The sequence below is a fragment of the Neolewinella aurantiaca genome, assembly GCF_008014675.1.
Classification (GTDB): domain Bacteria; phylum Bacteroidota; class Bacteroidia; order Chitinophagales; family Saprospiraceae; genus Neolewinella; species Neolewinella aurantiaca.
The window spans coordinates 65,779-91,466 of the sequence record NZ_VOXD01000009.1 but is presented as its reverse complement, the minus strand read 5'-3'; the positions used below and the strand labels follow the sequence as shown (position 1 = coordinate 91,466).

Here is a 25,688-nt window from a genome sequence, read left to right as displayed (position 1 = left end):
TGAAATATAATTTTTTGGCTTTTTTGCTAAACTTTTTCCAACGTAGTTTGCCCTGAAATAAGCCGTTGCACCATCAGCTGGAGGGTTTTTGTCCCCCCAATATTTCGCTGGTGGCCAACAACCAGAAAACAAGGGGGGGGGGGAGAGCATCAGGGGAAAATAGTTGGTGGCTTTGGCTGCCTTCAGGGTCAGCGAAGCTGACCGAGTGCCAGCTCGGGATCGTTGACGGGCAACTGGCAGACTTTTTCCAGACAAACATAGATCGTCGTTTCGCCGGGAACCAGCTTGTTGGTCAGCAGTTCGAGCTGGCCTTCACTATCTCCTCCCAGGTAGAGGGCATTGGGGTGGTAGCCCTTGCTCATATGTCTCCGCATTGCACCTGCGTCTGCGCCCAGAATAGCCACTTCGAAGGTCGGCTCCGTAATTTCCGTGCCCAGGCGTGCCCAGTTGGCGTAAAAGCGGGGTCCGTTGTTGTGCAGAGCCGGGTAGACCAGCGCCATCATGTTGCGGGCCCGTTCCTGCAGCTCATCCTCAGCGAGGAGAATTCCGAGTTGGTGCAAAGCACGCGCCATGATGGAATTCCCGCTGGGAATTACCTGATCATCGACCGGGACGTTGCCGCTGATGAGCGCCGGATCGAGATCGGAGGTGTAGTTGTAAAGACCGGTTTTTTCGTCGTAGAAATGAGCTCCGGCGTACTCCACCAGTTTTTCCGCGGTGGTAAGCCAGGCTTCGTCGAAGGTGATCTGATAGAGGTCGATACAGGCCTGAGCGAGCAACGCGTAGTCGTCCAGAAACGCGTTGATCGCCGAGTTTCCGTCTTTGAAGTTGCGGTTCAGCCGCCCGTCGGAAGACATCATTTGCTGGCGCAAAAAGTTGCCGGCTTTCACCGCCCGGTCGCGGTAAGCCTCGTCGCCCAAAGCCCGGAAAGCATCGGTGTAGCCGGTAATCATGAGGCTGTTCCAGGCGGTGAGCGCTTTGTCGTCGAGCCCCGGCTGGGGACGAAGTTTGCGGGCGGCGAGCAGTGTTGATGCAGCCTTCGTCATGGCTTCCTTCAGGTCGTCCGTGTCAGCAAAGCCGTGTTTTTTGGCGATGGAAGCGGCGCCCTTGCTGCGGTGTAGGATGTTCCTTCCTTCCCAGTTCCCGGTTTGGGTGACCGAGTAGTATTCGCTGAAAGCATCGGCCAGTTTATCGTCGTTGAGGGTGGCGTCGATCTCGGCGCGGGTCCAGACATAAGTGAGGCCTTCCTCGCCTTCGGTATCCGCATCGAGGGAGGCGTAGAATGCGCCATTGGGGTCGGAGAGCGCGTCTTCCACGAACCGGATGGTCTGGCGCACAACGTCGGCGTACCGCTCGTTGCCGGTAGCCTGGTAGGCGTGGGCGTAGAGGCTCACGAGTTGTCCGTTGTCGTAGAGCATCTTTTCGAAATGAGGGACCTTCCAGAGCGAATCGGTGCTGTAGCGGGCAAAGCCACCGGCGAGGTGGTCGTAAATTCCGCCATCGGCCATCTTATCCAGGGTTAGTGTAACGGCGGCCAGCGTTGCTTCGTCGTGGGAGTAAAAGTGTTGGGCGAGCAGGAATTCGTAGAGGACCGGCATCGGGAATTTAGGGGCGCCGGCGGCGCCTCCGTTTTGGAGGTCGAGCGTACCGATCAGCTGTGTGGCCAGGGCGCTGAGTTCTTTGCGGCCCAGTGGCAACTGCTGTTTATCGTCGGGCGAGAAGTTGTTCAGTTTTACGAGCTCGTTGGTCAGGCTGGCGGCGTACTCCTCCATTTTGGCGGGGTTGTCGGTCTGGAGGTCACGGAACTGACCCAGGAGCCTGAGCCACTGCTCGCGGGGGAAATAGGTGCCGGCCCAGATGGGCCGGCCATCGGGGAGAGCCACTACGTTGAGGGGCCAGCCGCATCCGCGCTGGTTGCTGAGTTGGCAGGCAGTCATGTACACGTCGTCTACATCGGGGCGTTCCTCACGGTCTACTTTAATGCTCACGAAGTGCTCGTTCATCACGGCGGCTACGGTGCTGTCTTCGAACGATTCGTGCTCCATCACGTGGCACCAGTGGCAGGCGGCGTAGCCGACGCTGATGATGAGCAACTTGTTTTCGTCCGCGGCTTTGGCCAGGGCTTCGTCTCCCCACGGGTACCAGTCTACGGGGTTGCGGGCGTGCTGGAGGAGGTAGGGCGATTTCTGGCCGGCCAGGTGGTTCATGACCGGAGCGGTTGCGGAATCGCTTCCGTCATTTTGGGCGGGGCCGCAGGTGCAGAAGAGGGTTGTAAGAGCCAGGGAAATGAAGGTAAGCAGCTTGCTGTTCATGGGGCTAAGGTAATGCGTTGGCGGTGCGCTTTAGTGCCACGTTCGTGCATAAAGGTGCCGCAAACGATTTCGGAGTTGACCGGGTAAGCCGACAGGCCTTACTTTGTTACCGATTCAGAACCAAAGTGGTTTGGGACTTTATCGCTTGTTATCGCGGCGTCTGGCAGCGTTGCTGAAAACCTTACCTGGCTCAGGCCAGGCGCGGCTTTCAGCGCCTTACCAGCCACCACGCTAACGGCGCGCTAATTGCCCCAAACCACTTCGTTTCCGGTATATTCAGAACCCAACCCGTCATGATTATGCGCTATTGCCTCTCTTTGCTCCTTGTCCTTTCCCTTGCATCCCGCGTCAGCGCCCAAACGGAATATACTCCGGAATGGGAAGCGCTGAAAAAGCACCAGGCAGCTCCGGGCTGGTTTGCCGACGCAAAGTTTGGCGTTTACTTTCACTGGGGCGTCTACTCCGTACCCGCCTGGGGCGGGGAGTGGTATCCCCGCTGGATGTACGTACCCGACCGCGTTGGGTGGGGCGAGAAAATATACGGCTACCACCAGGAAACCTACGGCAATGACTTTCATTACCACGATTTCATCCCGCTGTGGAAAGGTGCGCAGTTCGACGCCAGAGAATGGGTGGATGCCTTCGCAGGCTCCGGCGCGAAAATCATTGGTGCCATCGCCGAGCACCACGATGGTTTCAGCCTGTGGGACAGTAAGGTGAACCCCTGGAATTCGGCCCGGATGGGCCCGAAGGTGAACGTCGTGAAAGCCATTCAGGACGAAGCAAAGGCCCGTGATCTGAAGTTTATGACCACCTTTCACCACGGCTTCAACCTGATGTTTTACCCCAAACCGGAGAACAGCTGGACCCGCCGCAGCAGTAACCTCAACATCGTACAGGACGAATGTAAGGTGCCGCAAGACCCGCAGTACCGTAAGCTCTACGGCCTGATGAACAACGACGAGGCCAATGATTTCTGGCTCGCCAAACTGGATGAGGTGATCAATGAGTACGTACCGGATTATATCTGGATGGACTTCGGTCAGCGCTTTATCGAAGAGAATCACCGCAAACGTTTCCTCGCCAATTACTTCAACCGGGCGGCTGAAGCGGGTAAGGACGTTGTTGTGAACACCAAGGGCGATTTTTTCCCGCAAGACCTCGCCATCGTCAATATTGAACGGGCTACTATGGCCGACATTCAGCCTGAAGTATGGGTGACTGACTTCATCCTCGGTTCCGCCTGGAGTTACGACAAAACCCGCCGGACGGCCATCGATCCCGCCAAAGCCATCCGCATCCTCGCCGAGGTCGTCAGTAAAAACGGTGTGATGCTGCTGAGTGCAGGCCCCACGCCCGAGGGGACCATCCCCGAAGAGCAATTGGCCACCCTGAAAGCAATGGGAGAATGGCTCGGTGTAAACGGAGAAGCGATCTACGGTACCCGGCCGTTTGTCTCCTATGGGGAAGGAACCACTCTGCTGACCAACGACGATTCCGATGCCTGGAAAGAGTTCGGTGCCCTGAAGAAAGGAATCTGGGACCTCAATGCCGGAGATGTACGCTACACCCAAAACGGAAAAACCCTGTACGCCATTCAGCTCGGTTGGGCAGAAGGGCAGGACGGACGCCTGCTCTCGGTGTTCGGCAAAGAAGCAAAGGGGATGAAGGTGCGCAGGGTTTCCGTCCTCGGCTCCGAAGAACGGATCACTTACCAGCGAACACCGATGGGCCTGACGGTAAATATGCCCCGCGAGAAACCCGCGCACGCAGACATGGCGCTGGTCTGGAGAATTGAGCTGGAATAACTCGTGTTGGTGGCACTGTCCGTTAGCTCGCTTTCAGCTCCTTTTGGGCCAGGGATACGTTTTTATCGTGAAACTTCCGCATGATGCCGGGGAAGGAGTAACGCCCGACGAAGGCCTCGAAATCGAAATCAGTTCCTGATTGCACGGATGAGGTGAGCCCGTCCAGATAAGCACGACTGTCTGCAATGCGCTGCACCATCTCTGCCTGCTTCGTGGTGTGGTCTCCGTGGCCGGTAATCAGGATGTTGACTTCCCCCGATGCTACGAGTGTCTCCAGCGTGGTGAGCGTGGCCCGGTAGTCGGCAAATGAGTGGTAAACGTAAGGAAACTCGATATTGCTCAGGTAGTCACCCACAATCAGGATGCCCCGGCTTTTGTTGAAGGTGATCAGCCCGTCGTAGTTGTGGCCGGGCGCCTGGTGGAAGACATATTCGTCTTCACCGATCCGCATACCCTGCCCTTCGTCGGAGATAGGTTGACCGATGCCGGGGTAGGAGAGGGGATACTCCCTTTGGATGTAGTATTCATCGTCCCAGGCAAGAGTCTGTTCCAGCTGTTTGCTGGCCTCCGGGTTGTCAACGAAGCGTTGGCTGGCGATGGTCGTGAATCCGGGGAACGCTCCGTAACCGATGATGTGGTCGTAATCGGAGTGGGTGAACAGGAGATATTTCTCTTTTCCCTTTCCGTGCTCCTCGGCGAACTCCCGGATGGTACTGACCTCGGAAGGCAGCCAGTTGGGATCAACGATCAGGATGTAATCGTCGGTCACCACGCAGGTGCTGGTGGTCCGGAACAGCTCGGATTCGAAGATTATTAGTCGGGAGGTAGACAATTGACGGCGCATACTGGCAAAGATAGAAGGCGTATAATTGATTGGTTATTGCAGTAACTGCGGCTTCAGCCGCTGACTTGTCAATGTAAGAGCGTTATGATAAGGTGAAAGTGATATGGAGGTGGCGATAAGCGACAAAATCAGCCCGAAAAGCGAGACGCAGCTAAAACGCGTAGCGTTTTGAGGCTACCTCCTTGCAGCCGTGTGTATCACGAGATGCACTACTATCACGAACTTGCCGCTTGTCACGTCTCCCCTCTCCCGAGGAGAGGGGCCGGGGGAGAGGGGGATCCGTGCATCTCGTGATACACACCCTGCAGCCAGGGGCAGGAGAAGGTTACTTCTGATTTCTTATCTTTACAAGACCCTCCAGAAAACATTACAATAAACTACCGCAAACCCGGACGTAAGGAGAAAAATTCTCCATGATGTTTATCAGTATCACCCGCTATGCCGGGTGAGTCTTCTGATGGTCATCATCCGGCATGGACTTTGCCCACCGCTGGTGGGTGATTACCTGATGTAATCATCCAGGAAGGATTAAACCCGATCGTTCGGTTGCCAGGGAAAACTCACTGAATGAAAGCGCTCTTCTTCGTCCTGTCTATTATTTGTACTGCTGGCCTGATGGCTCAGATCGACACGAAACCAACTTTCGAGTTGCAACAAATTCACAACGAGCCTTTTTGGCCTTCTCCCACCAAAATGCCCTGCGATAACGCTGCAAGCCCCATCTCGATCGTTAGTTGCAATGGAGAGGACAGCAGTGACGGAGACAACAACCCGGTCAATGGTGCATTCATGACCTGGTTGGCTACCGATGCAAATAATTTTTACTACAGCCGGATCTACAATGGTCTGGATACCTTTCAGATCGTACGAACCGGAACCAGTTTCACGGTGTATTCGCCCAGCGAACCGGACGGAATCTCTTACATGGCTACGCTCGCTATCGGTGGGAACTCCTCCAACCAGTGTCTTCAGCCAGGTACCTGGACCGTCCAGGTGTGGGATGTATTGGATGATGACGGAGATTTACTCCCCGATCGCGACGGTAACGGAAATATCATCGGCTGCTTCGTGGAGTGCTCCTTCGATTTCTACCCATCCTGCCCGCCGAATGACGATACACGCTTCAACGTCGACGTCGAAGCAGTCGGCTGTAACGGTGATGGTTCCATCACGCTGACAAACTTTACCTCCCCCAGCCTCTACTGCGTAGAAAGCAATGGTGGCGGAGCCACCTTCTCCTGGACCGGCCCCAACGGGTTCACCAGTTCAAGCCGGGTCATCACTGGCCTGGAACCCGGAACCTATACCGTAGAAGTCGCCGACTTCTATGGTTGTATCTCCCGTTGGACGGGCGACGTCAACAGCCTGCCACCCCTGACGATCGACTGTTCTGCACTCACCACACCACCTACCACCGTAGGTGGTTCAGACGGGATGGCCGATATCAACATCACCAGCGGAACGGGCGATTACTCTATTTCCTGGACCGGCCCGATCGGCGGGTCCATCAATAACGCAGTCGATGGCATCAACAACATCACGGGGCTGCGCCCCGGAACCTATACATTTACCGTCACCGACGATGAAAGCGGCTGTACGGAAATGTGTACCATCGTGGTAGAAGAGCCACCCTGTGAAATCGATTTTACGGTTACACTGGATGCCGATCGCAACATCGTCATCACGGTGCTGGGCGGAATACCGAACTTCAACCTCGCCTATGTGGGGCCTACCGCCAGCCCTCCGTACGGTTCTTTTGGCTATGAAGGAATTGTGGTGCCTGCCGCAGACCTCGAGCCGGGAGACTATGAGTTTGTGCTCATCGAAGAAGATCGCTTCGGTTGTATGCTATCGGTATTCTTTACCATCGACCCAATAGATTGTTCTGACCTTCAGTTCTCCGTCGTCGACCTCCGGTCACCGGAGTGCGGCGGAACGGATGATGGCCTGATCGACATATTCTACGAGGGCGACTTCTCACCCGATCTGGTTTGGGATGGCCCGGGCGTAACCGGTATCCACAGCCCGCGAATACCAGACCTTGGCCCGGGGACTTATTCCTTTGTCCTTACCGATTCGCGTGGCTGTATGCGTGATTCCAGCTTCACCCTTACCGCACCTCCCGAACTGTTCTTCGACTGCGGAGCCGTAGACGAAACGCTCGCTACGCTGAACAACGGCAAAATCGGATACCGGGTTACCGGAGGAGTAGGCCCGTTCAGCCTGAGTTACGTGGCTACCGATCCCGCCGGTAACAGCTTGCCCGGTGGCGCCCCCCGGCCTATCGCTATCCAGGATACACTTCGTGACCTGGAAGCGGGAACTTATGTCATCACGGTAACCGATATGAACGGCTGTACGAACGAATGTACGGCGGTGGTATCTGAGCCGAACTGCTCCCTTGCGCCCGCGTGTACGGTTACCAATCCGGTTACCGCCGGTGGTACTGGTAGCGTAATGCTGGATTTTGACGGTAACCCGAACTGGGACGTCACCATTACGGGAGCCAAAGACACGAGTTTCGTAACGGGAGCAAATATGACAACCCTCGGCAATTTGCCCCAGGGTGATTATACCCTAAGCGTGTTCAATAGTGATGGCTGCGTGGGAAGTTGCGACTTTTCGGTTATGGGCCCGATGTGTGCGCTCAGTTTTACCGGAATGGTCGGGAACCCTTCCTGCAACGGTAGCACGGACGGAACGATCACACTCTCCATCGAGAACGCCGCCCCCGGACTGATGATAGACTGGAGCGATGACGCTTACGACGGTATGACCGTGCTCAGTGGCCTGGGGGCAGGATCGTATTCGGTCACCGTAACCGACCAAACGGGGTGCGCCGTAGCACCTCAGAATTTCACCTTAACCAATCCTGCTCCTTTAACCGTAGAACTGAGCATGACGGAAAGCATTCTTTGCCACGGAGACAGTACTGCGGCAATTTCAGTATCGGTAACGGGAAGCACCGGGGTGCTGAGTTATGAGTGGTCGGTGGACTCACTGCCGGATGCCCAACTTGCGACTGGTCTTGTAGCTGGCAGCTACCACGTGCTGGTAACGGATGAGAACGGCTGTACCGGCCGCGATACCATCGAAATCGTTCAGCCCGATTTGCTGGGGCTTTCTTGCTCAGCATCCGGAGAAACTGCAGCTGGTGCCACCGATGGTACCATCATGCTGAGCAATGCGGGCGGGGACGCAGGTGCCGGGGGAGTTGTGCGGCTTAGCGGCGACCTCGGAGATCATCTTCTCACGGCGGGTACTGATACTACCTTCACCGGGCTGGCTCCGGGAACCTACACATTCACCATTACCGACGCCAACGATTGTACCGCCAGCTGTTCGGCTATCGTCAGCCAGGGCGGTTGTGAAATTGCAGTGAACATCATGCCAACCCAGCCAGATTGTGATGATGCCACCGGCAGCGCCACCGCGAACGTTACCGATGCCAACGGCACCGTAGACTATCGCTGGAGCAACGGAGCCATGACCCAATCGGTTACCAACCTCACCCCGGGAGAGTATGCAGTCACAGTTACCGATGCCCTGGGCTGCGATGCCCGTGCCGACGTAACGATCCTGCCTTTTACCGATTTTCCGGTGTTCGAAAACCCGATGCTGTCCAGTGTGTGCGACGACGCTTGTACTACCCTGAGTTACTCGATCACCGGAACGGCACCTTTCGAATTTCAGGTGCAGGTCGAACGAAACGGTAACGTTTTTGGGATCACCACCTTCACCTCGTCGGCAGAAGGAGCCGGTACATCGGTTTTTTGCTCTTCCGATTTCGGTTATCCGAACCTGGAAGGATTTGCAGTAACAATCATCGACGTTACCGACGCTAACGGTTGCTCCCGGAACGTAGGCACAGAACTTGATGCTGACGTCTTTCCGCAAGCAATTTCTTTTCTCGACACAACGATCTGTTCTGGTGAGCCACTCAACTTCTTCGGCGAAGTCTTCGACGCCAGCCGGACGACGGGCGATGTGGTGGTACCCACACCTTCGGTGAACGGTTGCGACAGTACGGTGAGGGTAAACCTGACCTTCTTCGCTCCGGCTACGAGCGTACTGGACACAACAATCTGTACCGGTGAGCCACTCAACTTCTTCGGTGAAATTTTCGACGCCAGCCGGACGACGGGCGATGTGGTGGTACCCACACCTTCGGTGAACGGTTGCGACAGTACGGTGAGGGTAAACCTAAGGTTCTTTGCACCTGCGTTCAGCGCCCTCGACACGACAATCTGTGCCGGTGAGCCACTCAACTTCTTCGGCGAAGTCTTCGACGCCAGCCGCACGACGGGCGATGTGGTGGTACCCACACCCTCCGCTAACGGCTGCGACAGTACGGTGAGGGTGAACCTAACGTTCTTTGCACCTGCGTTCAGCGCCCTCGACACGACAATCTGTACCGGTGAGCCACTCAACTTCTTCGGCGAAGTCTTCGACGCCAGCCGGACGACGGGTGATGTGGTGGTACCCACACCTTCGGTGAACGGTTGCGACAGTACGGTGAGGGTAAACCTGACGTTCTTTGCACCTGCGTTCAGCGCCCTCGACACAACGATCTGTACCGGAGAACCACTCAACTTCTTCGGCGAAGTCTTCGACGCCAGCCGGACGACGGGTGATGTGGTGGTACCCACACCTTCGGTGAACGGCTGCGATAGCACGGTGAGGGTGAATCTGAGTTTTTATCCCGAAGTAGTTGGCGTGCTGGATACCGCAATTTGTGCAGGCGATACGTTCCGGTACGCTGGTCAGGTTTTCGTTGCGGCGGTAATGGATGAACTCGTTACGCTTCCCGGACTGGCAAGTTCAGGCTGTGACAGCCTGGTGTCCGTTTCGGTGGCGGTTATCGAATCATCGGAACTGATCATCTCCGGCAATAGCGTGATCTGCGCCGGAGAAAACCTGAATTTCACCATCGAAAACACCGGAGACCTGCCGGTTGAAGTGGTGCTGAGCACCAGCCCGGAAACACAAATATTGCCTCCAAACAGCATTACGCCCTATACACTTTCAGTTGTTGCAGGAACAGTGGTCGATATTATCTCTGCTGATAACGGAACATTTTGTCCGCCGGAAGTGAGTGGCGCTTTCGTGGTGTCGGAATCAGATTTAAGTGTGAGCATCGACGTGCTGAGTGGCGATGGTGTCTTCGGTGTGAACTGTGCCGGCGATGACGACGGAGAACTGCTCGCAGTCGCTTCCGGAGGCCAGGCTCCCTACGATTATCAGTGGAACACGGGAGTTGACGGGGCAAGGCTTTCCGGAGTGCCAGCCGGCCGTTACACCGTGATGGTGACGGGCGGAAGCGGATGTACTGCCGAAGCCCTGATGGTGCTGGAAGAGCCCGATGCACTGGTGGCAGCTATCGCTGAGGTTCCCGCCGATTGCCGGGATACCCTGCCACGACTGATCGTTCGGGATGTACAGGGTGGGGCAGGACCTTACCTGTACCGCACCCAGGAGGGTGCGCCGTTCGTGCCGGTGACCAACTTGCCCGATACGCTAATCGCCGCAATCGGACGCAATAATTTTGCGCTGGAGGACGCAAACGGTTGCCGCCTGGACCAAACCTTTGACCTCGCTGGTCCGCCGGAAACAGAATTGGTTATTTCTCCGGCCCGGGCGGTAATACGACAGGGCGACAGTATTGAACTCCGCCTGTGGACCGATCTTGATGTTGCCGGATTTGTGGTCTCGCCAGGCCCCGAAACAGGTGTTACGGGCAACAGCCTGTTCGTTGCGCCCACCGAGACAACAACCTACTTCTTCAGCATTGCCGATTCCAGCGGCTGTGCCGCCAGTGCTCAGGCGCAGGTGCTCATCGATGATTTTGTCCCGGTCTATTCCCCCAATGCCTTCTCCCCGAACGGGGATGGAACCAACGATGTATTCCGGATTTACGCCGCTCCTGCGGTAGAGTCTTTCAGCAGCTTCAGCGTTTTCAACCGCTGGGGACAGCAGGTGTACACGCAAGCATCGGCAGGCGCTGGTGTTAATGAAGAATGGGGCTGGGACGGCCGCAACGCCGACGGCAAAGCTCACCAACCAGCGGTCTACATCTACAGCGTAGATGTGAACCTGAGGGATGGCCGGGTGATTACGGTAAAAGGAGACTTCGTTCTGATGCGCTGATTCTGTGAGCGCTCGTCGTTCATCGTAGCACCATTACACTACCCGAAATCACGAGTTCTTCGCCTTCGCAGCGGTGAACAACCCGCCAGACTGCCGGGCCGGGCTGAACCCGGTCGCCCTTGAAGGTGCCGTCCCACTTTTCGAAGACGTCGGTGGTTTGGAACATCCGGGAACCGTACCGGTCGTAGATCTCGAAACTGATGAGTTCGGAAATCGCGAAAGGGTTTGAAATGCCGAAGGTTTCGTTGACCTGCGGGCCAATTCCGTTGGGGGTGAACGCCTTCGGAAGGTAAACCTTGGCGCAGTCCAGGGTGCTGGGGTCGATCACCTGAAAAGCGATGCTGTCGGTTGCCACACAGTTGCTCTCGGCATCGGTGATGCGGACGGTGTAAACCTGGCGTCCGGCAGAAGCAGGTGTGATGGTCGGCTCCGCATCAGTAGAAGAAACAACGCCATCGGTTGGCGTCCATTCGTAGGTTATTCCGCAGTTGCTGTTCAGTTCGATCTCTGCCGACTCGCCGAGGAAGAGCCTGGTGGTTTCGTTGAGAATCTGGTCGGGAGCAAGGTAAAGCCTGCGGACATCCGATAGCTTCAGGGCACTAACGTATATCCTGACTTCGTCGATCAGCCCGTCGAAGGGCACTTCACCGTTGATGCGGCACTGGGTGGAGCCGATGAGTAGCTCGCCGTCGTTGGTGATGTCTACCCGGCTGGAAGTAGAAGTTTCGCCCACCTCTTCACCGTTGATGTACAAGCGGACGCGGTTGCCCTCGCGCAGCACGACAACGTGTTGCCAGCAATTACCGTTGCGGATCGGGTAGTCTATTCTTGCTTCCTGGTTGTTCTGGCGCAGCGTAACGGAAACTGTCCGGTTACTGGGCAGGTAGCGTACCGAAAAGTACTGCTGGTTGTTACAGTTGGTGTCTCGTTTTGAAACGAGGTACTGGGTACCGTTGAAACCGATGGGCTTGAAGTAAAAGCTGAGGGTGAAATCCTCTGAACTGAACAAGCGGTTTACGTTGTTGGTGTTCCCTCCGGGAATACGGATGAAGTCGTTGCCGCCATTCAGGGCCATACTCTGCCCTAGTACACCACAACCAAACTCGGGGACACCGCTGGCGATGCCGCCGTTGGAGCTGTCTCCGGTCGCGTCGGCGAAGTTACCGTCAAGTGGGTAGTACGCAACAAGGTTGAGTTCAGGAGGGTCTCCCTGTCCGAATATTGCACCTGCGTTCGCGCCTAAAAAAACAATCAATAAAAGTAAAGTAAATCGCATAGTCCGGGATTAAGAGGGCGCAAAGGTAGGGGTTTGTGCGCCCGAAATAAGGAACGTAACCTTCGGGGGAATCATTGCAGGCGGGGGGGGAGTTGGTAGAAAGTAGTGGGTCGCGCTCCGCGTGGCAATGCCCGCTCTGCGCGAGTGGCTTCGCATTCGTGGTCATTTTAGCACAAAAAGGGGACGTACGAGCGGAGCATACGTTGTTGTGCGCTGAGCTCTGTCTGCTCTTCTTCGTCTACTCCAGAAACCGCTCCTTCCATTCAGGGCGTGGAAGCATGCAGGAATCTTTTTTACCGAACCATCGGTACCGGTTGCGGGAAATTATACGGTAAACGCCGTCGCGCAACCAGAGCGGAAAAATCCGTAGCGCGTTGCTGATGGTGCCCTGCAGGCCACCGAGATAAGCATCGGCCCGGAGTGCGCCTTCGCTGCGTAAATACGCTTTATTGCCCTGCACGAAAACCAGACTGGTCATATCTTCGGGATCTACTCCGAGTTGGGGAAGCAGTTCTTTTGCGAGGTCTGACTGAAGGCTTGCGAAACGCAGCTTGCCCTCCGTGTCCCGGCGGATAAACACCTGAACCGCCTGATTGCAGAGGTTGCATACACCATCGAAGAAAAGGATTGGGGGCATCGTCCGGAACTTTAGACCGGGAGCAAGAAATGAGCTTCTGGTGCTCCGGCTTTGGGTTTTTAGAACGCCTCCGGCTTTCGTCCTGTTTTGAATTTTTCCCCAAAACCGGAATTATTTGGTTGGTAAACGCCGTTGATTTCCGGATTCAGACCTGAAGCCGGGATTTTATCTGCTTTGCCCAGCGCCCAGGCGATGCCATTGAGCGCAAGTTTTCTCATGTTGGGGTTCTTCCAGTCGTAGGGGTGGCCGAGCGTGGTGAAGAAAACGGGTGCACCTTTGTAGTCATTGGTCCACGCAACGGGGTTGGAAAGGGGGAACTGGTCCAGGCGACCTGCTTCCTGGTGTTTGCTACGCAGAGAAGTGCCTTTCAGTAAGGGGCTTGCGTTGGGGTTGATTGTCCATTTACCGCCGTCGACGTGGTACAGCCACGAGTAGGCCGGGAAGCCGTTGACGCCGTTGAGGATCGGGCTTTCTGCCTCCGGGAATACCTCAACTTCGGTCATTGGATCGTGGCCATCGGCGAAGTGACCGTGATGTGTGATCCACTGCTGGCCAAAGACGGCGGCGGGCCATTCGTTGTTGAGGTGCTGGCGCAGCGTGTCTTTTTTGTACATAAACGAATGGGTACTGGTGCGGAACCCGGCCATTGGTTTGCCGCTTTCGGCAAAGTCCAGAATGTGCTTCGCCTGGTCGTCGGGCAGGTTGCGCCAGCGCAGGAAACAGACCATCATGTCGGCCGAGTCCAGTGCTTCGAGGCCGGGAATATTGTCGGTTATGTTGGGGTTGATGTAGCCGGCCGAGTCGAGGGCGTAAAGCACTTTCGTTCGTGCCCCCAGTTCTCGTTCCACCAGCCGGGCGAGCATCGGCATGGATTCCTCAGAACGGTATTCGTCGTCTCCGGTTACGAATACGATGTACGGCTTATCTTCTTCTTCGGGCGCGGCCGCAGGTGCCGCGGATGGGTTACAGGAGCAGAGTAAGAAAAGCGTTGGGATTAGCGAAAGGAGAAATTTCATAGCTGCAATTATTGGTATGGTCGGTGTTCATCTGGTGGTTGAACCAAGGGGTTGCTTTCAGGTGGCTGTACCGGACCGTAGCGTGAGTGGTCTCGTTTTTTCCGGAAGTGAGGAGCGTTTGACGAGGTTTCACAGTAATTCCCGGAGCTCGAGGGCAATAGCGTCCATTCGCTCCCGATCGGTTCTAATAAAATGCTGACCCTTTACGTGTCGGAAACCAAAACCATCTCCTTTGAACCGTGGGTATACATGGAGATGACAGGGAAAGACCTCCTGCCCGGCAGCCTCTCCGTCGGCCATAAAGAGATTTACCCCCTCGCAGCGATAGCTGGATTTGCGTAATGCCTTGTTCATCCGTTGGGCCATTCTCATCATGTAGGCCAGGGTGTCCGGTGCTACGCCGGCCATCTCCGGAGAATGAACTTTTGGTATGATGAGCAAATGACCCTCGTTGATAGGGTTGAGGTCAACGATGATCATTACAAGTTCATCTTCGTGGATCATGCTGACCGGTAGTTTTCCGTCACGGATTCTACAGAAAGGGCATTTGTTGTCAGGTTTGTCTTGTGTCATAAGGGGTATGTTTCGGAGGACATGCCGGTTGCAGGAAGGGAATGCTCCGTAAAGTTACTTTTTAGAAGGCTCATTCAGTTCCTCCACCCGGAAGTATCCCTCGTGGCCGGAGGCTTCGATCTTCGCCCTTACGTCTGCGACAAACCCCGGGGTGATCACCGAGGCCCGGTTGCCGAAGGCGTTGCGGACGTAAGTCATCACCTTGGCGATTTCGTCGTCGTTGAGCAGGTCTTCGTAGGGCGTCATGGGCACCTGGCCGGGGTAGTCTTTACCCTTTACGGTGATCGGACCGATGAGGCCTTTGAGCAGTATTTTAGCGAGCACTTCCGGATCGCCCTTTACCCATTCGGAACCCTTCAGCGGAGGGAAGCCGGAGGCGGTAAGGCCTTTTCCGGTTTCCTGGTGGCAGGTGACACATGATCCGTCTTTGTGGTAAATCTCTCCGCCCGCCGAGAACTGCTTCAGGTCAGCCCCTTTGAGGTGCTTCGCAACTATTGCTGCGTCTTTGGGGCGGTCGAGTCCTTCGCCGGTCAGGAATTTGGGGGCTGCTTCGTTGAATTTTTTCATCCAGTCTTCCTCCGGGTGTTGGGCTGCAGTAGCGAGAATCATCCGGCCGGCATCTTCGGGTAGCCAGGTGGCGGCGGTTTGGGCCATGATCCGCACACGCGGGTGCTCATCGCCGGCGGCGGTGTTCAGCAGGCCGGTATGGTTGCTCACCTGGTGCCTGCTGTAACGCAGTACCTGAACCGCAGCCGCACGCACGCGGTAGTCTTTGGCCTGCAGTGCGGTTTCGAGTAAATCCTGGTCGACTTCGTTTTGGCCCCAGGTAACCCAGAGGGCTTCCATCAGGAGCTTCTCGTAGTTGGGCGCGCTTTTTTCCTGGTCGGCAATCCAGCTTTTTACAGCGGGGATTACTTCGTCGGAAGGTCGGCCCCGGAGTTCACGGTGTGTCCGGTAGCGGGACCGGTATTCGGGTAGTTCGAGGTTACTGAGCAGGGTTGAGATGGAAGCTCCGTCGATCTCGGCGGGCTCCACGAGCGGGCGCTCGAGGTAGGTGATGCGGTAAACCTTACCGTGGACGTGGTCGCGCAGGGGATCACGGGCATTATGCTGCATGTGGCCAACCAGAACGTTGTGCCAGTCGATGAAGTAAAGGCTCCCGTCCGGAGCAAACTCCATATCCACGGGCCGGAAGTTGGTGTCGGTTCCGCTGATCAGGTCTTGCCGCCATCTCGTGCTGAAGTTCCCGCTTTCGTTGTCGATCATCTCGTGCTGCTTCATCCCCAGAAAGCCGATGGTATTGTTTATGAGCATATCTCCCTGCATTTCTTCGGGGAAATGACGACTGGAAACAAATTCGAGGCCGGAAGTCGGCCGCACTTTATGGTCTTCTTCGATCAGTTGTGAAGCAAGCGGAGCCTGGGTACCATACTGGTTTTTGACGGTGCTGGGCAGCATCCAGTGCACGGCGGGGCCTGAGGTCTGAGCAAAGAAAGGCTGGCCGAAGTCGTCGTGGGCGATGCCCCACGGGTTGGGGATCGGGATTTGGGCGGTGCGCTCCAGGTGACGGCGTTGCGGACTGAACCGGTAGAAGCCGCCATTGGCGGCCCGGACGGTACCGTAGGCGGTCTCCACGTTAGAGTGGAGGAAAAGGCCTTCGCCCATAATGATCGCTCCGGAAGGATCGGAAGTGAAAGCGCTGATGGTGTGGTGGGTGTCGTGGTCATCGAAACCCGACAAGATGATCTCTTTTTCGTCGTAGTGGTCGTCTCCGTCGGTGTCTTTCAGCAAGACGAGGTTGGTGCCCTGAGAAACGTAAACGCCTTCGGGAGCCAATTCGAAGCCAACGGGGACGTGGAGGCCATCTGCGAAGACGGTTGATTTGTCGGCTTTGCCGTCGTTATCGGTATCCTCCAGAATGAGGAGTTTATCGTTGGGGCGTGAGTCGCCCGGTTTGTAGTGGGGGTAGGTTGGCATCACGGCAACCCACAGCCGTCCCTTATTGTCGAAACTCATCTGGCAGGGGTTGGCGAGGTCGGGGAACTCTTCCTCGGAGGCGAAGAGCTCGAGTTTGAAGCCGTCGGCTAAGGTGAAGGTAGACATCAGGTCTTCGCCGTAGAGGTAGTCTACGGTTCCGTCTTCCTTGACCAGGGAGTAATTGGACTCGACGGGAGGGAGGGTAAAGGTTTTAGCGTCGGCAGCGGCGATGTCATATTCCTGGCCACGAAGGGCGGACCAGATTGCGGTGTCCCGAATCATGGTCATCTCTCTGATCTTTTTGATTTCCATCGGGTAATTGTCGGGCCCGAACGGGTTGTGTCGGCGGCCGTAGACGTGTACGCCGTTGGGGATTTTGAAATCGTTGTGCCAAAGCCAGTTCTTGTCTTCAACCAGTTTATGCACCTGCGTTCGCGCCTCTTCTGCAGCCTCGCCCCCAAAGAGGCGGTCTGCCAGCCAGGGCGCCAGTTTCTTGTAAGCTTTTTCGGAGAGTTGTGCGCCGTCGGTGGTCATGTCGGTATTGCCGGCAAACCAGGCTTCGGTGGGCGCAAAGAGGTCAATGAAGGGGACGCCCGCTTCGGTGGCGACCTCGCGTATGGCCTCGGCGTAGAGCCGCAGGTTTTCGTTTTCGAGGCTGCCATCGGGGAGGTCCATCACCGCAGACCGGTCCTGAAAAGCGGCGGGCGACACCAGTGCGATCTGAGGAGAATCGTTGCCGTTGTAATCGGATAGCGAAGTATAGTCTAACCACATTTTTAGCTCTGCCTTGAAGTTGTCAACGCCCGCGGGGCCGCTGAAGGACTCGCTGTATCCGAAAAAGCCGATGATGATATCGGCCTCCAGGGTGGTGAGCCACTCGTCGGGTGTCGGGAAGAAGCCTTCAGAGCGGGAATCACGTGCAAGGCCATCGTGCTGATGGAATTTCTCCGCGCCCGGAAAAGCCCAGGGATCGGTGCGCGCGGAATGGGGCTGAAAGCCCGGCGTGTTGCCGCCGTCGCACATATTGCGGATGAAGAGCTGGTGCTCAGGGAACCTTAGTTGTACCTCTGTCTCTAAATGGTTGTAGTCCATCATTCTTGAGCACAGGTTTCCTCCAACGAGGACGATGTGGTCGTTGTTTTCTAAGGTAAGTACGGGGTCGGGGAGAGGCGCAGCACACTGGAATAGCAGTAGTGCGAGGCTTAAAATAGCGATTGGTTTCATGTTTCGACTTTACTTACGGTTAAGGTAAGGTAAGTCTGGCGATCGGGAGAGTAGGTTTGTGGGAGGAGAGGTTTATCCTTGAGCGTGGTTTGCTCAATTTGATTCATCAGTACCCCTAATTAGAGAATTATAGCGCGCTTAAACTGCGCCGCCAAGGCTTCAATCATTCTCATATACCCCTCCAACTGGGCCACCCAAATATTACTGAACGGTTCACTGTTCTTCAGCCTTCAGGCTGAATGGAGACGACGGACGCCGGGATGCCCAGGCTAAAGCCTGTGGAACGGTAGCCCAAATATTACTGAACGGTTCACTGTTCTTCAGCCTTCAGGCTGAACGGAGACGACGGACGCCGGGATGTACAGGCTAAAGCCTGTGGAACGGTAGCCCCAATATCGCTGAACGATTTACTGTTCTTCAGCCTTCAGGCTGAATGGAGAGGGACGAAGGGATGTACAGGCTAAAGCCTGTGGAACGATAGCCCAAATATTGCCGAACGATTCACTGTTCTTCAGCCTTCAGGCTGAACGGAGCCGGACGCCGGGATGTACAGGCTAAAGCCTGTGGAACGGTCGCCCAAATATTACTGAACGGTTCACTGTTCTTCAGCCTTCAGGCTGAACGGAGCCGGACGCAGGGATATCCAGGCTAAAGCCTGTGGAACGGTAGCCCAAATATTACTGAACGTTTCACTGTTCTTCAGCCTTCAGGCTGAACGGAGACGGACGCCGGGATGCCCAGGCTAAAGCCTGTGGAACGGTCGCCCAAATATTACTGAACGATTCACTGTTCTTCAGCCTTCAGGCTGAACGGAGCCGGACGCCGGGATGCCCAGGCTAAAGCCTGTGGAACGGTCGCCCAAATATTGCTTAACGGTTCACTGTTCTTCAGCCTTCAGGCTGAACGGAGCCGGACGCAGGGATGTACAGGCTAAAGCCTGTAGAACGGTAGCCCCAATATCGCTGAACGATTCACTGTTCTTCAGCCTTCAGGCTGAACGGAGCCGGACGCAGGGATGCCCAGGCTAAAGCCTGTGGAACGGTAGCCCAATATCGCCGGTTCACTGTTCTTCAGCCTTCAGGCTGAATGGAGCCGGACACAGGGATATACAGGCTAAAGCCTGTGGAACGGTAGCTAAAAGGATTTGGTGCGAATCAGATTCTCATGCCGGCCTCCTCTCTTGAAGTCCGATCCGGAGATAAGCGTTTTCTGTCTGAATGTGGCTGGGACTGAAACCCGTTTCCCTTCTATCCATCGTACTACATTGAAGTGTAAATGCGGTTTGCTCGTCCAGCCGGTTGCCCCTGATATACCTATTGCCTGGCCCGCTGCCACCCGGTCTCCGACTTCCACAAGACTTCCGTTTTTTTTCAGGTGAACGTATTGAGTGTATACATTCTTAGTGGGATGGTAGAGGTTGATGAAGTTAGCGTAGTCCATCCATTTGCTGTCGTTACCACCTTTTTCGTAACCTTCGATCACGCCGACTACGTAGCCATCTGCGGCCGCGCAGACCGTATCACCTACCGAAAGCGCAAAATCGATGGCGTACCGGGCTCCGTCGTTATTATGAGAGAAACTGCCATGATAGCTCTGCATGATGGAGTGGGTTCGTCCGTAGGGATAAGGGAGGAAAAATGAATCCGCCTGAATCGTATCAGGTGTGTGTGCGTAACTTATACTCCAAAGCAACCGGGACTTTCCGTTTGTACTGTCGCCCCTCAGCTGTAGGATGGTATCCTGTAGCATTGGTGGCAGGTAAATCGGAGAAATCTCTGACAACTGTACGGACAGGCCCGCTGAGTCCTGTTCTGAACTAATTGTCACCAAAAGCGGACAGTAAATAGGGTTGCTCAAGCTAATCTCTACGGTAGAGTCTTTTACGTAATTGCCCTTCGGGCTAAACGTAAATAAATTGTAGCGGTCCTTTGGGAGTGTATTACATCCTAAAATAAAGGAGAGAGAAAATAAAAAGAGAAATCGCATTTTTAAAGAGGTAGTTTGCTGTTCAGCAGCCTTAAAGGCTGCTGAACGTGGCCAGTCGCTCAATCATTTCCATGCACCCTTCCAGTTGCTCTACCGCGCAAAATTCATTAGCCCGGTGCGCCTGCGCGATGTCGCCGGGGCCGCAGATGACGGCCGGAAAGCCGGCGTTAGAGAACTGCCCCGCCTCGGCGGCGTAAGCGACGGTGGATACATCTGTCCGGCCGGAGATCTTCTTGATCAGGTCTACGATCGGCTCGTCCTCCGCCGTGTCGAGCGGCGGAACGGGCGGGTGCATCGCGGAGTGGGTGATGTTGAAGCCGGGGAAGGTTTTGCGGCGCAGCTCGATTCGTTCGGCACAATAAGCCTGGAAATCGTCGATGATGGCCTGGGCATCGTCCATGGGGATGTTGCGGAAGTCCCAGTCGAAACTGCATTCGTTGGCGATGATGTTGAAGGCGGAGCCGCCTTTGATCGTGCCTACGTGGATGCTTGTATGGTTGGGGTGGAAGCGGTCGTCCGTCCGTCCGGCGGCGATGAGGGCGTCCATCTTGTCTTCGAGCCAAACGATGAGGCGGGCAGCTTCGTGGATCGCATCGACTTCCTGCTTTACCCGGCTGCTGTGCCCCTGGCTACCGTGCACGGTGGTGGTGTACACCATGATGCCTTTCTGGCCCACCATCGGCTGCAGCATCGTGGGCTCACCGATGATGGCACCTCCGGGCTTTTCGTCGTAGAAATCGCGGATGGCTTCCGCGGTCAGGTCACCGGCCATGCAACCGATTTCCTCATCGAAGCTGAAGGCAAAGTAAACGGGCTTTTTCAGGCGCGAACGCAGGAGCAGTGGAACGCTTGCCAGGCAACAAGCAAGGAAACCTTTCATGTCGCAGCTCCCACGGCCATAGAGCTTATCTCCCTTCAACGTAAGCTCAAACGGATCAGTATCCCACGGCTGACCAACCACCGGTACCACATCCATATGCCCGCTCAAAATGATTCCACCGTCAACGGCAGGGCCGATGCGGCAGTGGATAGCTTCCTTCGTCCCGGTTTCGTCGGGTACGGTTTGGTAGGCAACGCCGTATTCGTCCAGATAGGCCTTGATCCAGTTGGCGATGGCGTGGTTCCCTTCTCCGCCGAGAACCGGGAAGGCAACGAGTTGGGTTAGGATTTCGGTTACGTTTGAGCTACGCTGCTGGCTGAGGCGGTGGGGCTTGGTTGTGGTCATAGGGCTAAGGTAATGAGAAACATAAAGGGTGCAAACCAGATTGTCGCTCAACCCCCTCCCAGCCTCCCCACACCGCTGCGCTGGGGAGGAGCAATCGCGACAATCTGGTTTGCGCCCAATATAAACGAACCGGGAAATCGCGTGCTGAGATCGTTGTTTGATCTACTTTCTGCTATGCGGGTTTGTGTTTTTCCTGGTTTTCAATGGAGGGGGGTAAGCCTTAAAGAGGTTGTTAGATGACTTTAAGGGTTGTTTAGGAGAATTTTAGAGATGACTGTGTTAAATGTCATGTTTTTTTTTACAAATGTATTTTGCCCCTTAATTTCGGGTATCACCAATTTTTTAACCCAAAAACATTCCTCATTATGAGATTTGTAAAACAGTTTTTATTAGCTGCACCACTCGTTTTTTTCACGGCCTACCTCAATTCAGCAGCTAGTTGCGAGTGCGGCACCCATTCTGGCGGTATTACCGCTTATACTGTTTCAGGAACTGGTTGTTGTTCTGGTGACGTAATATACCGGAACCAAAGTGGTTTGGGACTTTATCGCTTGTTATCGCGGCGTCTGGCGGCGTTGCTGAAAACCTTACCTGGCTCAGGCCAGGCGCGGCTTTCAGCGCCTTACCAGCCACCACGCTAACGGCGCGCTAATTGCCCCAAACCACTTCGTTTCCGGTATAGGAAGCGGAGTCGTTCACACTTACGTGGAGAATGAAGGAGTTTGGCAGGTTGATGACTCCACCATTGTCGATGCACAAACTGCTCAAAGTAATTGTTGCGACCAAGTTCCTCCCGTAGGTCCGGTATAGGAAGCGTGCAAGCAACTAAAATGTGACTTTATATGCTTCAGACTCATTGGTTGTTATGCATGTAGGGCCACAAATTTCCCAATTTAAATTCATATTCTTATGTTTAAATCTACTTTATTCCATATGCTCATTGTGAGCATTATCGCCATCGGCTTCCTTTCATGTGGAAATGAAACTCCGATAACTGAAGGGACCAGTCTTTCAGATGATATTTCTCCCGTGTTGAATTTCCCGGAACGTATACCAGCAGATGCACACATCAATACCTTGATAATGACCAATGAGAGGGACTGGACGGTATACGACAAATACTATCAAAACGAAGTGCTGGCACAGCATGATGAAGTATTCTTTAGCAACCTGCAATGGTCAACTATTTCCCACCTTGTGCGAAATACCGATTTCCTCCAAAATTCTGAAACGGAAAATCAGCATTACTATCTTAGTGAAATTTTGGACCGTGATTACATCAACAAGCCAGAAGTCGTAGTAGCCATTTTGAATGAAATGAAGGCTGATGTAACCGAAACTTCCGAATTGGCACGCATAGCTCGACTTGTACTGGATAAAAACACGAAGTTTCTTAGCCAGGATAATTTCAAAAAGCATAAAGAAAGAAATCAGGAGGCTTACCAGGCACTCTTTGACTTCGGTTATGATAGATGGGCCCAGGAAAGGTAAATAAGAACTTGGCCGATTTCAGAACCAGGGTGCTCAGAGATGGGGACCCTGGTTTTTTGCAACTATAATTATGCTTGAGAAAAAACAAAGTAGTGTTTCTGTTCTCGCTTATACTCTTAAACCAGGCTTGCCTGTTTCGGACCCTGCACCCGCGTTCCCGCCTGTAATAATTCTAAAGCCACTCTCCGGGCACAGCTTCGAGCATTTTTTTTCGCAAAGCCTTCAACTCCTCGTCCTTAGCCGAAGACCCTGAAAACCGCCCTTTCCAAAAGGCACGGTAAGTGATCCAGTACTTGAGCGCGAACAAGCCGGATACGGGAAGTGAAATAGCGTAAAGCCAGCCCCAGCTTTCCGGGAAAACCCAGTTGAAAACCAGAATTTGAATCAGGTAAATGATCGGCAGAATGATCCAGCTGCCAAGGGTTTGCACCGTCGCTTTGTAGCCCCGGTCAATGCCGAGGGCTTTCCAGATGCCGTTGATGGCCAGCAGCCAGATGCCGTGGTTGAGTAAGCCGTAGAGATAAAGGGGGAGGCCCAGAACCGTTCCGGCGTGCAGTTTGCGCTCGGGGTGGTTGCTGAATTCGATGTCGAGCTGGCCGGTTTCGCGGAGGCCCTGGTCGTAGGTGGTGGCGGTGACCCGGAGCGCTTCGCGCTCCTCTTCGGGCAGTTCGCGCAGCCAGGCAAGGATGCTTTGTGTCCGGTAGTGGTGCTTGCTGACCGTAAGGGGCTTCTCGTTCTGGATGGCCCGCTCGATCGGGCGCAGCAGGTGTTCTTCGGCTTTGTTCTTAGTTTGGATGAGCAGTGCCTGCATCCGGTCGGTCAGCTCGTTGGTGAGCGCGCGGATGGCGCGCATCGGGCTGGTTTCGTACTGTTCGCGGAAGGGGGTAATGTCGATCGGCTCTCCGTAGCGAACGAAGGCGCGGCTGAAACAAGTGGTTGGCGACTCATAGTTTACCCCAACCGGCTGAACGGACAGGCCAAGGTTCCAGTCGTTGCGCTTTTCGGCTTCCAGGGCCATGCTCGCTGCTCCGCCCTTGAGGCGGCGGAGCTTGCGCTCCAGTTCGCTGGCGCCTTCGGGGGCAATGTACACCACGCTTCCGCTCTCGAGACCGCTGAAAGTACGGTTGAAGATTTCATCGGTATCAACGCCTTTTGTCGCTCCTTTTTCTTTGTCCTGCGGGCGCGCCACAGGGATGCAAAACGGATCGATGAGGAAGGCCATAACCGGGTTGATCCACATGGCGGCGTTGGCCAGGAAGTAGGTCTGGTAGTCGAGGTGAATGCCTACAATGAGGGGGTCAATGAGCGTATTCGGGTGGTTGCCGCAAAGAAGGGTAGGGCCGGGATGGTTGGCATGCTCGCGTCCTTCAACCTCCATTCCCGGGTAGAAAATGCGGAGCATCCAGCGGCTCATAAAGTGAAATATCCAGAATACTATTTTCGACATAGGGGCGAAGGTAGGGAATTGGATCGTTGGATCGTTGGTAATTTGGGCCGTTAGCTTCAGCGGCTCAAATTACCAACGAATAACGAATCAAATTACCAACGATTCAACTGGTCAACGGACTACTGCACTGCCTGTGCAGCATCGATGATCCCCCACCCGAAGTTGCCGGAGCGCCCTGGGTAGATAGATGCAGCCTGCTTCATCCGGTTCAGTACCTGGCTGCGGCTCTGACTCGGGTTTGTGGCCCACACGAGAGCGGCAATTCCGGCGGTGGTGGCCGTTGCTGCGCTCGATCCGCCCACGTAGCCGGGGCTGTCGTTGTAGCGGCTCAAGGTAAGGCTGGTGCGATCGGTGTTGCTGGCGCGTTGCATTACGGCAACGAAGTCGACGGCGCTGCCGTCGTGGCAGGTGTTACAGCGTTGGAGTGAGCTACCGTCACGTACACCCGTTACGGCGGTGGTTTCGCTCATGTTGGCGGGGAAGATGACGCCGTACCAGCTGGTCCAGCTCAGGGATGTACCTGCGGCACAAAGGATCAGTTTGCCGCGGTTGTTGGCGTAACGAATACCGTCTTTAACGGTGCCACTGCTGAATACATCACCGATGCTCATACTGATCACTTTAGTGCCGGAGTGGTTCCCGGAACTTACGAGTGCATCCTTCACGCCACGCTTCTCGCGGCTGTTGTTCACAATCACGTCGCTGGTAGCGCGGTAGACACGAAGGTTGGCTTTATAAGCCACACCTACGGTAGAGCCGTTGTTGGTCCGTGGTGCAGCGGCGAGGCCAGACATCTGCGTGCCGTGGCCACACTGATCGTTGGGGCCGTCGGTGCGGCTGCTCCACCAGTTCGGTGCGTAGGTGCCGTACTTAGTGATGCTGCGGCCGGTACTCCAGTCGCTGCTGAACTGGCTGCCCAGTTTGTTTTGCTCGGGGTAAACACCGGTGTCGATGATGGTGATGCCGATGCCCGCGCCCTGGCTGGTATTCCAGGCGGAAGGGATATTCATGTAAGCATAGTTCCAGGGGAGTTTGGCTCCGGGACTAATCGTCGTGTAATCAGCAGAGTAAAGGCTGCTCGTCGGAGCTTCAGAGCAACCGGAGCCGGAACGAAGTTCAAGTTCGCCGCCGCTGTAATTGCTGGGCTCGAAGTAGCGCACGTCCGGGCGGCTGCGGAACTCAGCGAGCACTTCGGGGTGGAGTACTTTCACTTCCAGAATGGGCAGTACGCCATCTTCGGGAGCAACGAAGAGTTCTTCTTCGGTGATGTCTTCCCCGGTGAGGCGAGCGGTTGCTTCGATCAGGTCACTGACCAGTTCGTCGCGGGTGGTTTTCCACTCGCCGGCGTTAACGTCGATTTCATGGATGGTTTCCGGCAGGTTTTCGTAACCGGCGGGCTGGTAGCCAAGCGCAGCTTCGTTCTGGCTCAGCTTCAGGGCACTCCAGATGACGTGATCGGTGGTTTCGTTCCAGTCGAAGACGTCGTTGGTAGCGAAGAGGTGAGCCTCAACGAGATCGTTCAGCTCGGCCCTGGTCAGCGGGTCCTGCGCTTCGGCGGGAGTACCTTCGGTGAGGAGAACTTCGTCGTTACACGCGAAGAGTGAAAGCGCAAGGGCGCCGCAGAATAATATTCTTTTCATAATAGTGTGTGGTTAAAAAATCAGAAACGGTTATGGGCTCGGCAGCAGGTGCAGAGAAAGTTGATGACCTTGCCCTCTCCAAAGA

At 55.2% G+C, this 25,688-nt stretch carries 15 protein-coding genes; 4 read left to right on the top strand and 11 right to left on the bottom strand.

Annotated features, from left to right (window positions below; translation table 11 throughout):
* Nucleotides 1–188: 188 nt before the first annotated feature.
* Nucleotides 189–2,312, bottom strand: a complete 2,124-nt coding sequence (locus tag FUA23_RS07680) for a thioredoxin domain-containing protein (protein WP_147930151.1) — start codon at nt 2,310–2,312, stop codon at nt 189–191.
* 299 nt (nt 2,313–2,611) lie between these two features.
* On the opposite strand from FUA23_RS07680, the gene FUA23_RS07675 reads away from it, so the two are divergent.
* Nucleotides 2,612–4,120 carry an alpha-L-fucosidase gene (locus FUA23_RS07675; RefSeq protein WP_187270931.1) on the top strand — a complete coding sequence of 503 codons (1,509 nt, stop codon included), beginning with the start codon at nt 2,612–2,614 and terminating at the stop codon, nt 4,118–4,120.
* A gap of 22 nt (nt 4,121–4,142) precedes the next feature.
* On the opposite strand, the gene FUA23_RS07670 is transcribed toward FUA23_RS07675, so the two are convergent.
* On the bottom strand, nt 4,143–4,964 hold the full coding sequence (locus tag FUA23_RS07670; RefSeq protein ID WP_147930149.1) for an MBL fold metallo-hydrolase: 822 nt from the start codon (nt 4,962–4,964) through the stop codon (nt 4,143–4,145).
* A gap of 567 nt (nt 4,965–5,531) precedes the next feature.
* Here FUA23_RS07670 and FUA23_RS07665 point away from each other — a divergent pair.
* The gene (locus FUA23_RS07665; RefSeq protein WP_147930148.1) at nt 5,532–11,111 is read left to right on the top strand and encodes a T9SS type B sorting domain-containing protein; all 5,580 of its coding nucleotides are present in this window, start codon (nt 5,532–5,534) and stop codon (nt 11,109–11,111) included.
* A gap of 19 nt (nt 11,112–11,130) precedes the next feature.
* On the opposite strand, the gene FUA23_RS07660 is transcribed toward FUA23_RS07665, so the two are convergent.
* The 7 genes from FUA23_RS07660 to argE form a co-directional block, all read right to left on the bottom strand.
* Entirely contained in the window at nt 11,131–12,387 is a 1,257-nt protein-coding gene (locus FUA23_RS07660; RefSeq protein ID WP_147930147.1) for a LamG-like jellyroll fold domain-containing protein, read from the bottom strand.
* A 238-nt stretch (nt 12,388–12,625) separates the two neighbouring features.
* Nucleotides 12,626–13,024 (bottom strand): thiol-disulfide oxidoreductase DCC family protein, encoded by a 399-nt coding sequence (locus FUA23_RS07655; RefSeq protein WP_147930146.1) that lies wholly within the window; start codon nt 13,022–13,024, stop codon nt 12,626–12,628.
* A gap of 59 nt (nt 13,025–13,083) precedes the next feature.
* Nucleotides 13,084–14,040 carry a ThuA domain-containing protein gene (locus tag FUA23_RS07650; RefSeq protein ID WP_147930145.1) on the bottom strand — a complete coding sequence of 319 codons (957 nt, stop codon included), beginning with the start codon at nt 14,038–14,040 and terminating at the stop codon, nt 13,084–13,086.
* A gap of 129 nt (nt 14,041–14,169) precedes the next feature.
* Entirely contained in the window at nt 14,170–14,613 is a 444-nt protein-coding gene (locus FUA23_RS07645; RefSeq protein WP_147930144.1) for an HIT family protein, read from the bottom strand.
* A 54-nt stretch (nt 14,614–14,667) separates the two neighbouring features.
* Nucleotides 14,668–17,814 (bottom strand): PVC-type heme-binding CxxCH protein, encoded by a 3,147-nt coding sequence (locus tag FUA23_RS07640; RefSeq protein WP_147930143.1) that lies wholly within the window; start codon nt 17,812–17,814, stop codon nt 14,668–14,670.
* Nucleotides 17,815–18,948: 1,134 nt separating this feature from the next.
* The gene (locus FUA23_RS22250; RefSeq protein ID WP_187270930.1) at nt 18,949–19,413 is read right to left on the bottom strand and encodes a M23 family metallopeptidase; all 465 of its coding nucleotides are present in this window, start codon (nt 19,411–19,413) and stop codon (nt 18,949–18,951) included.
* A gap of 418 nt (nt 19,414–19,831) precedes the next feature.
* Entirely contained in the window at nt 19,832–21,025 is a 1,194-nt protein-coding gene (argE, locus tag FUA23_RS07630) for an acetylornithine deacetylase (RefSeq protein ID WP_147930141.1), read from the bottom strand.
* Nucleotides 21,026–21,390: 365 nt separating this feature from the next.
* On the opposite strand from argE, the gene FUA23_RS07625 reads away from it, so the two are divergent.
* Nucleotides 21,391–21,666: a hypothetical protein gene (locus tag FUA23_RS07625; protein ID WP_147930140.1), complete on the top strand. Its 276-nt coding sequence runs from the start codon at nt 21,391–21,393 to the stop codon at nt 21,664–21,666.
* A gap of 268 nt (nt 21,667–21,934) precedes the next feature.
* Nucleotides 21,935–22,516, top strand: coding sequence for a hypothetical protein (locus FUA23_RS07620; protein ID WP_147930139.1), 582 nt, complete (start codon nt 21,935–21,937; stop codon nt 22,514–22,516).
* 172 nt (nt 22,517–22,688) lie between these two features.
* On the opposite strand, the gene FUA23_RS07615 is transcribed toward FUA23_RS07620, so the two are convergent.
* Together FUA23_RS07615 and FUA23_RS07610 are read right to left on the bottom strand one after the other, a co-directional pair.
* On the bottom strand, nt 22,689–23,963 hold the full coding sequence (locus tag FUA23_RS07615; RefSeq protein WP_147930138.1) for a 1-acyl-sn-glycerol-3-phosphate acyltransferase: 1,275 nt from the start codon (nt 23,961–23,963) through the stop codon (nt 22,689–22,691).
* Between the two features lie 119 nt (nt 23,964–24,082).
* Complete coding sequence (locus FUA23_RS07610; protein ID WP_147930137.1) at nt 24,083–25,603, bottom strand: S8 family serine peptidase; 1,521 nt, start codon at nt 25,601–25,603, stop codon at nt 24,083–24,085.
* Nucleotides 25,604–25,688 lie beyond the last annotated feature (85 nt).

Bases quoted from the DNA above. Each gene is read 5' to 3' on its own strand.
- FUA23_RS07680 (WP_147930151.1), bottom strand. From the start codon at position 2,312: ATGAACAGCAAGCTGCTTACCTTCATTTCCCTGGCTCTTACAACCCTC.
- FUA23_RS07675 (WP_187270931.1), top strand. From the start codon at position 2,612: ATGCGCTATTGCCTCTCTTTGCTCCTTGTCCTTTCCCTTGCATCCCGC.
- FUA23_RS07670 (WP_147930149.1), bottom strand. From the start codon at position 4,964: ATGCGCCGTCAATTGTCTACCTCCCGACTAATAATCTTCGAATCCGAG.
- FUA23_RS07665 (WP_147930148.1), top strand. From the start codon at position 5,532: ATGAAAGCGCTCTTCTTCGTCCTGTCTATTATTTGTACTGCTGGCCTG.
- FUA23_RS07660 (WP_147930147.1), bottom strand. From the start codon at position 12,387: ATGCGATTTACTTTACTTTTATTGATTGTTTTTTTAGGCGCGAACGCA.
- FUA23_RS07655 (WP_147930146.1), bottom strand. From the start codon at position 13,024: ATGCCCCCAATCCTTTTCTTCGATGGTGTATGCAACCTCTGCAATCAG.
- FUA23_RS07650 (WP_147930145.1), bottom strand. From the start codon at position 14,040: ATGAAATTTCTCCTTTCGCTAATCCCAACGCTTTTCTTACTCTGCTCC.
- FUA23_RS07645 (WP_147930144.1), bottom strand. From the start codon at position 14,613: ATGACACAAGACAAACCTGACAACAAATGCCCTTTCTGTAGAATCCGT.
- FUA23_RS07640 (WP_147930143.1), bottom strand. From the start codon at position 17,814: ATGAAACCAATCGCTATTTTAAGCCTCGCACTACTGCTATTCCAGTGT.
- FUA23_RS22250 (WP_187270930.1), bottom strand. From the start codon at position 19,413: ATGCAGAGCTATCATGGCAGTTTCTCTCATAATAACGACGGAGCCCGG.
- argE (WP_147930141.1), bottom strand. From the start codon at position 21,025: ATGACCACAACCAAGCCCCACCGCCTCAGCCAGCAGCGTAGCTCAAAC.
- FUA23_RS07625 (WP_147930140.1), top strand. From the start codon at position 21,391: ATGAGATTTGTAAAACAGTTTTTATTAGCTGCACCACTCGTTTTTTTC.
- FUA23_RS07620 (WP_147930139.1), top strand. From the start codon at position 21,935: ATGTTTAAATCTACTTTATTCCATATGCTCATTGTGAGCATTATCGCC.
- FUA23_RS07615 (WP_147930138.1), bottom strand. From the start codon at position 23,963: ATGTCGAAAATAGTATTCTGGATATTTCACTTTATGAGCCGCTGGATG.
- FUA23_RS07610 (WP_147930137.1), bottom strand. From the start codon at position 25,603: ATGAAAAGAATATTATTCTGCGGCGCCCTTGCGCTTTCACTCTTCGCG.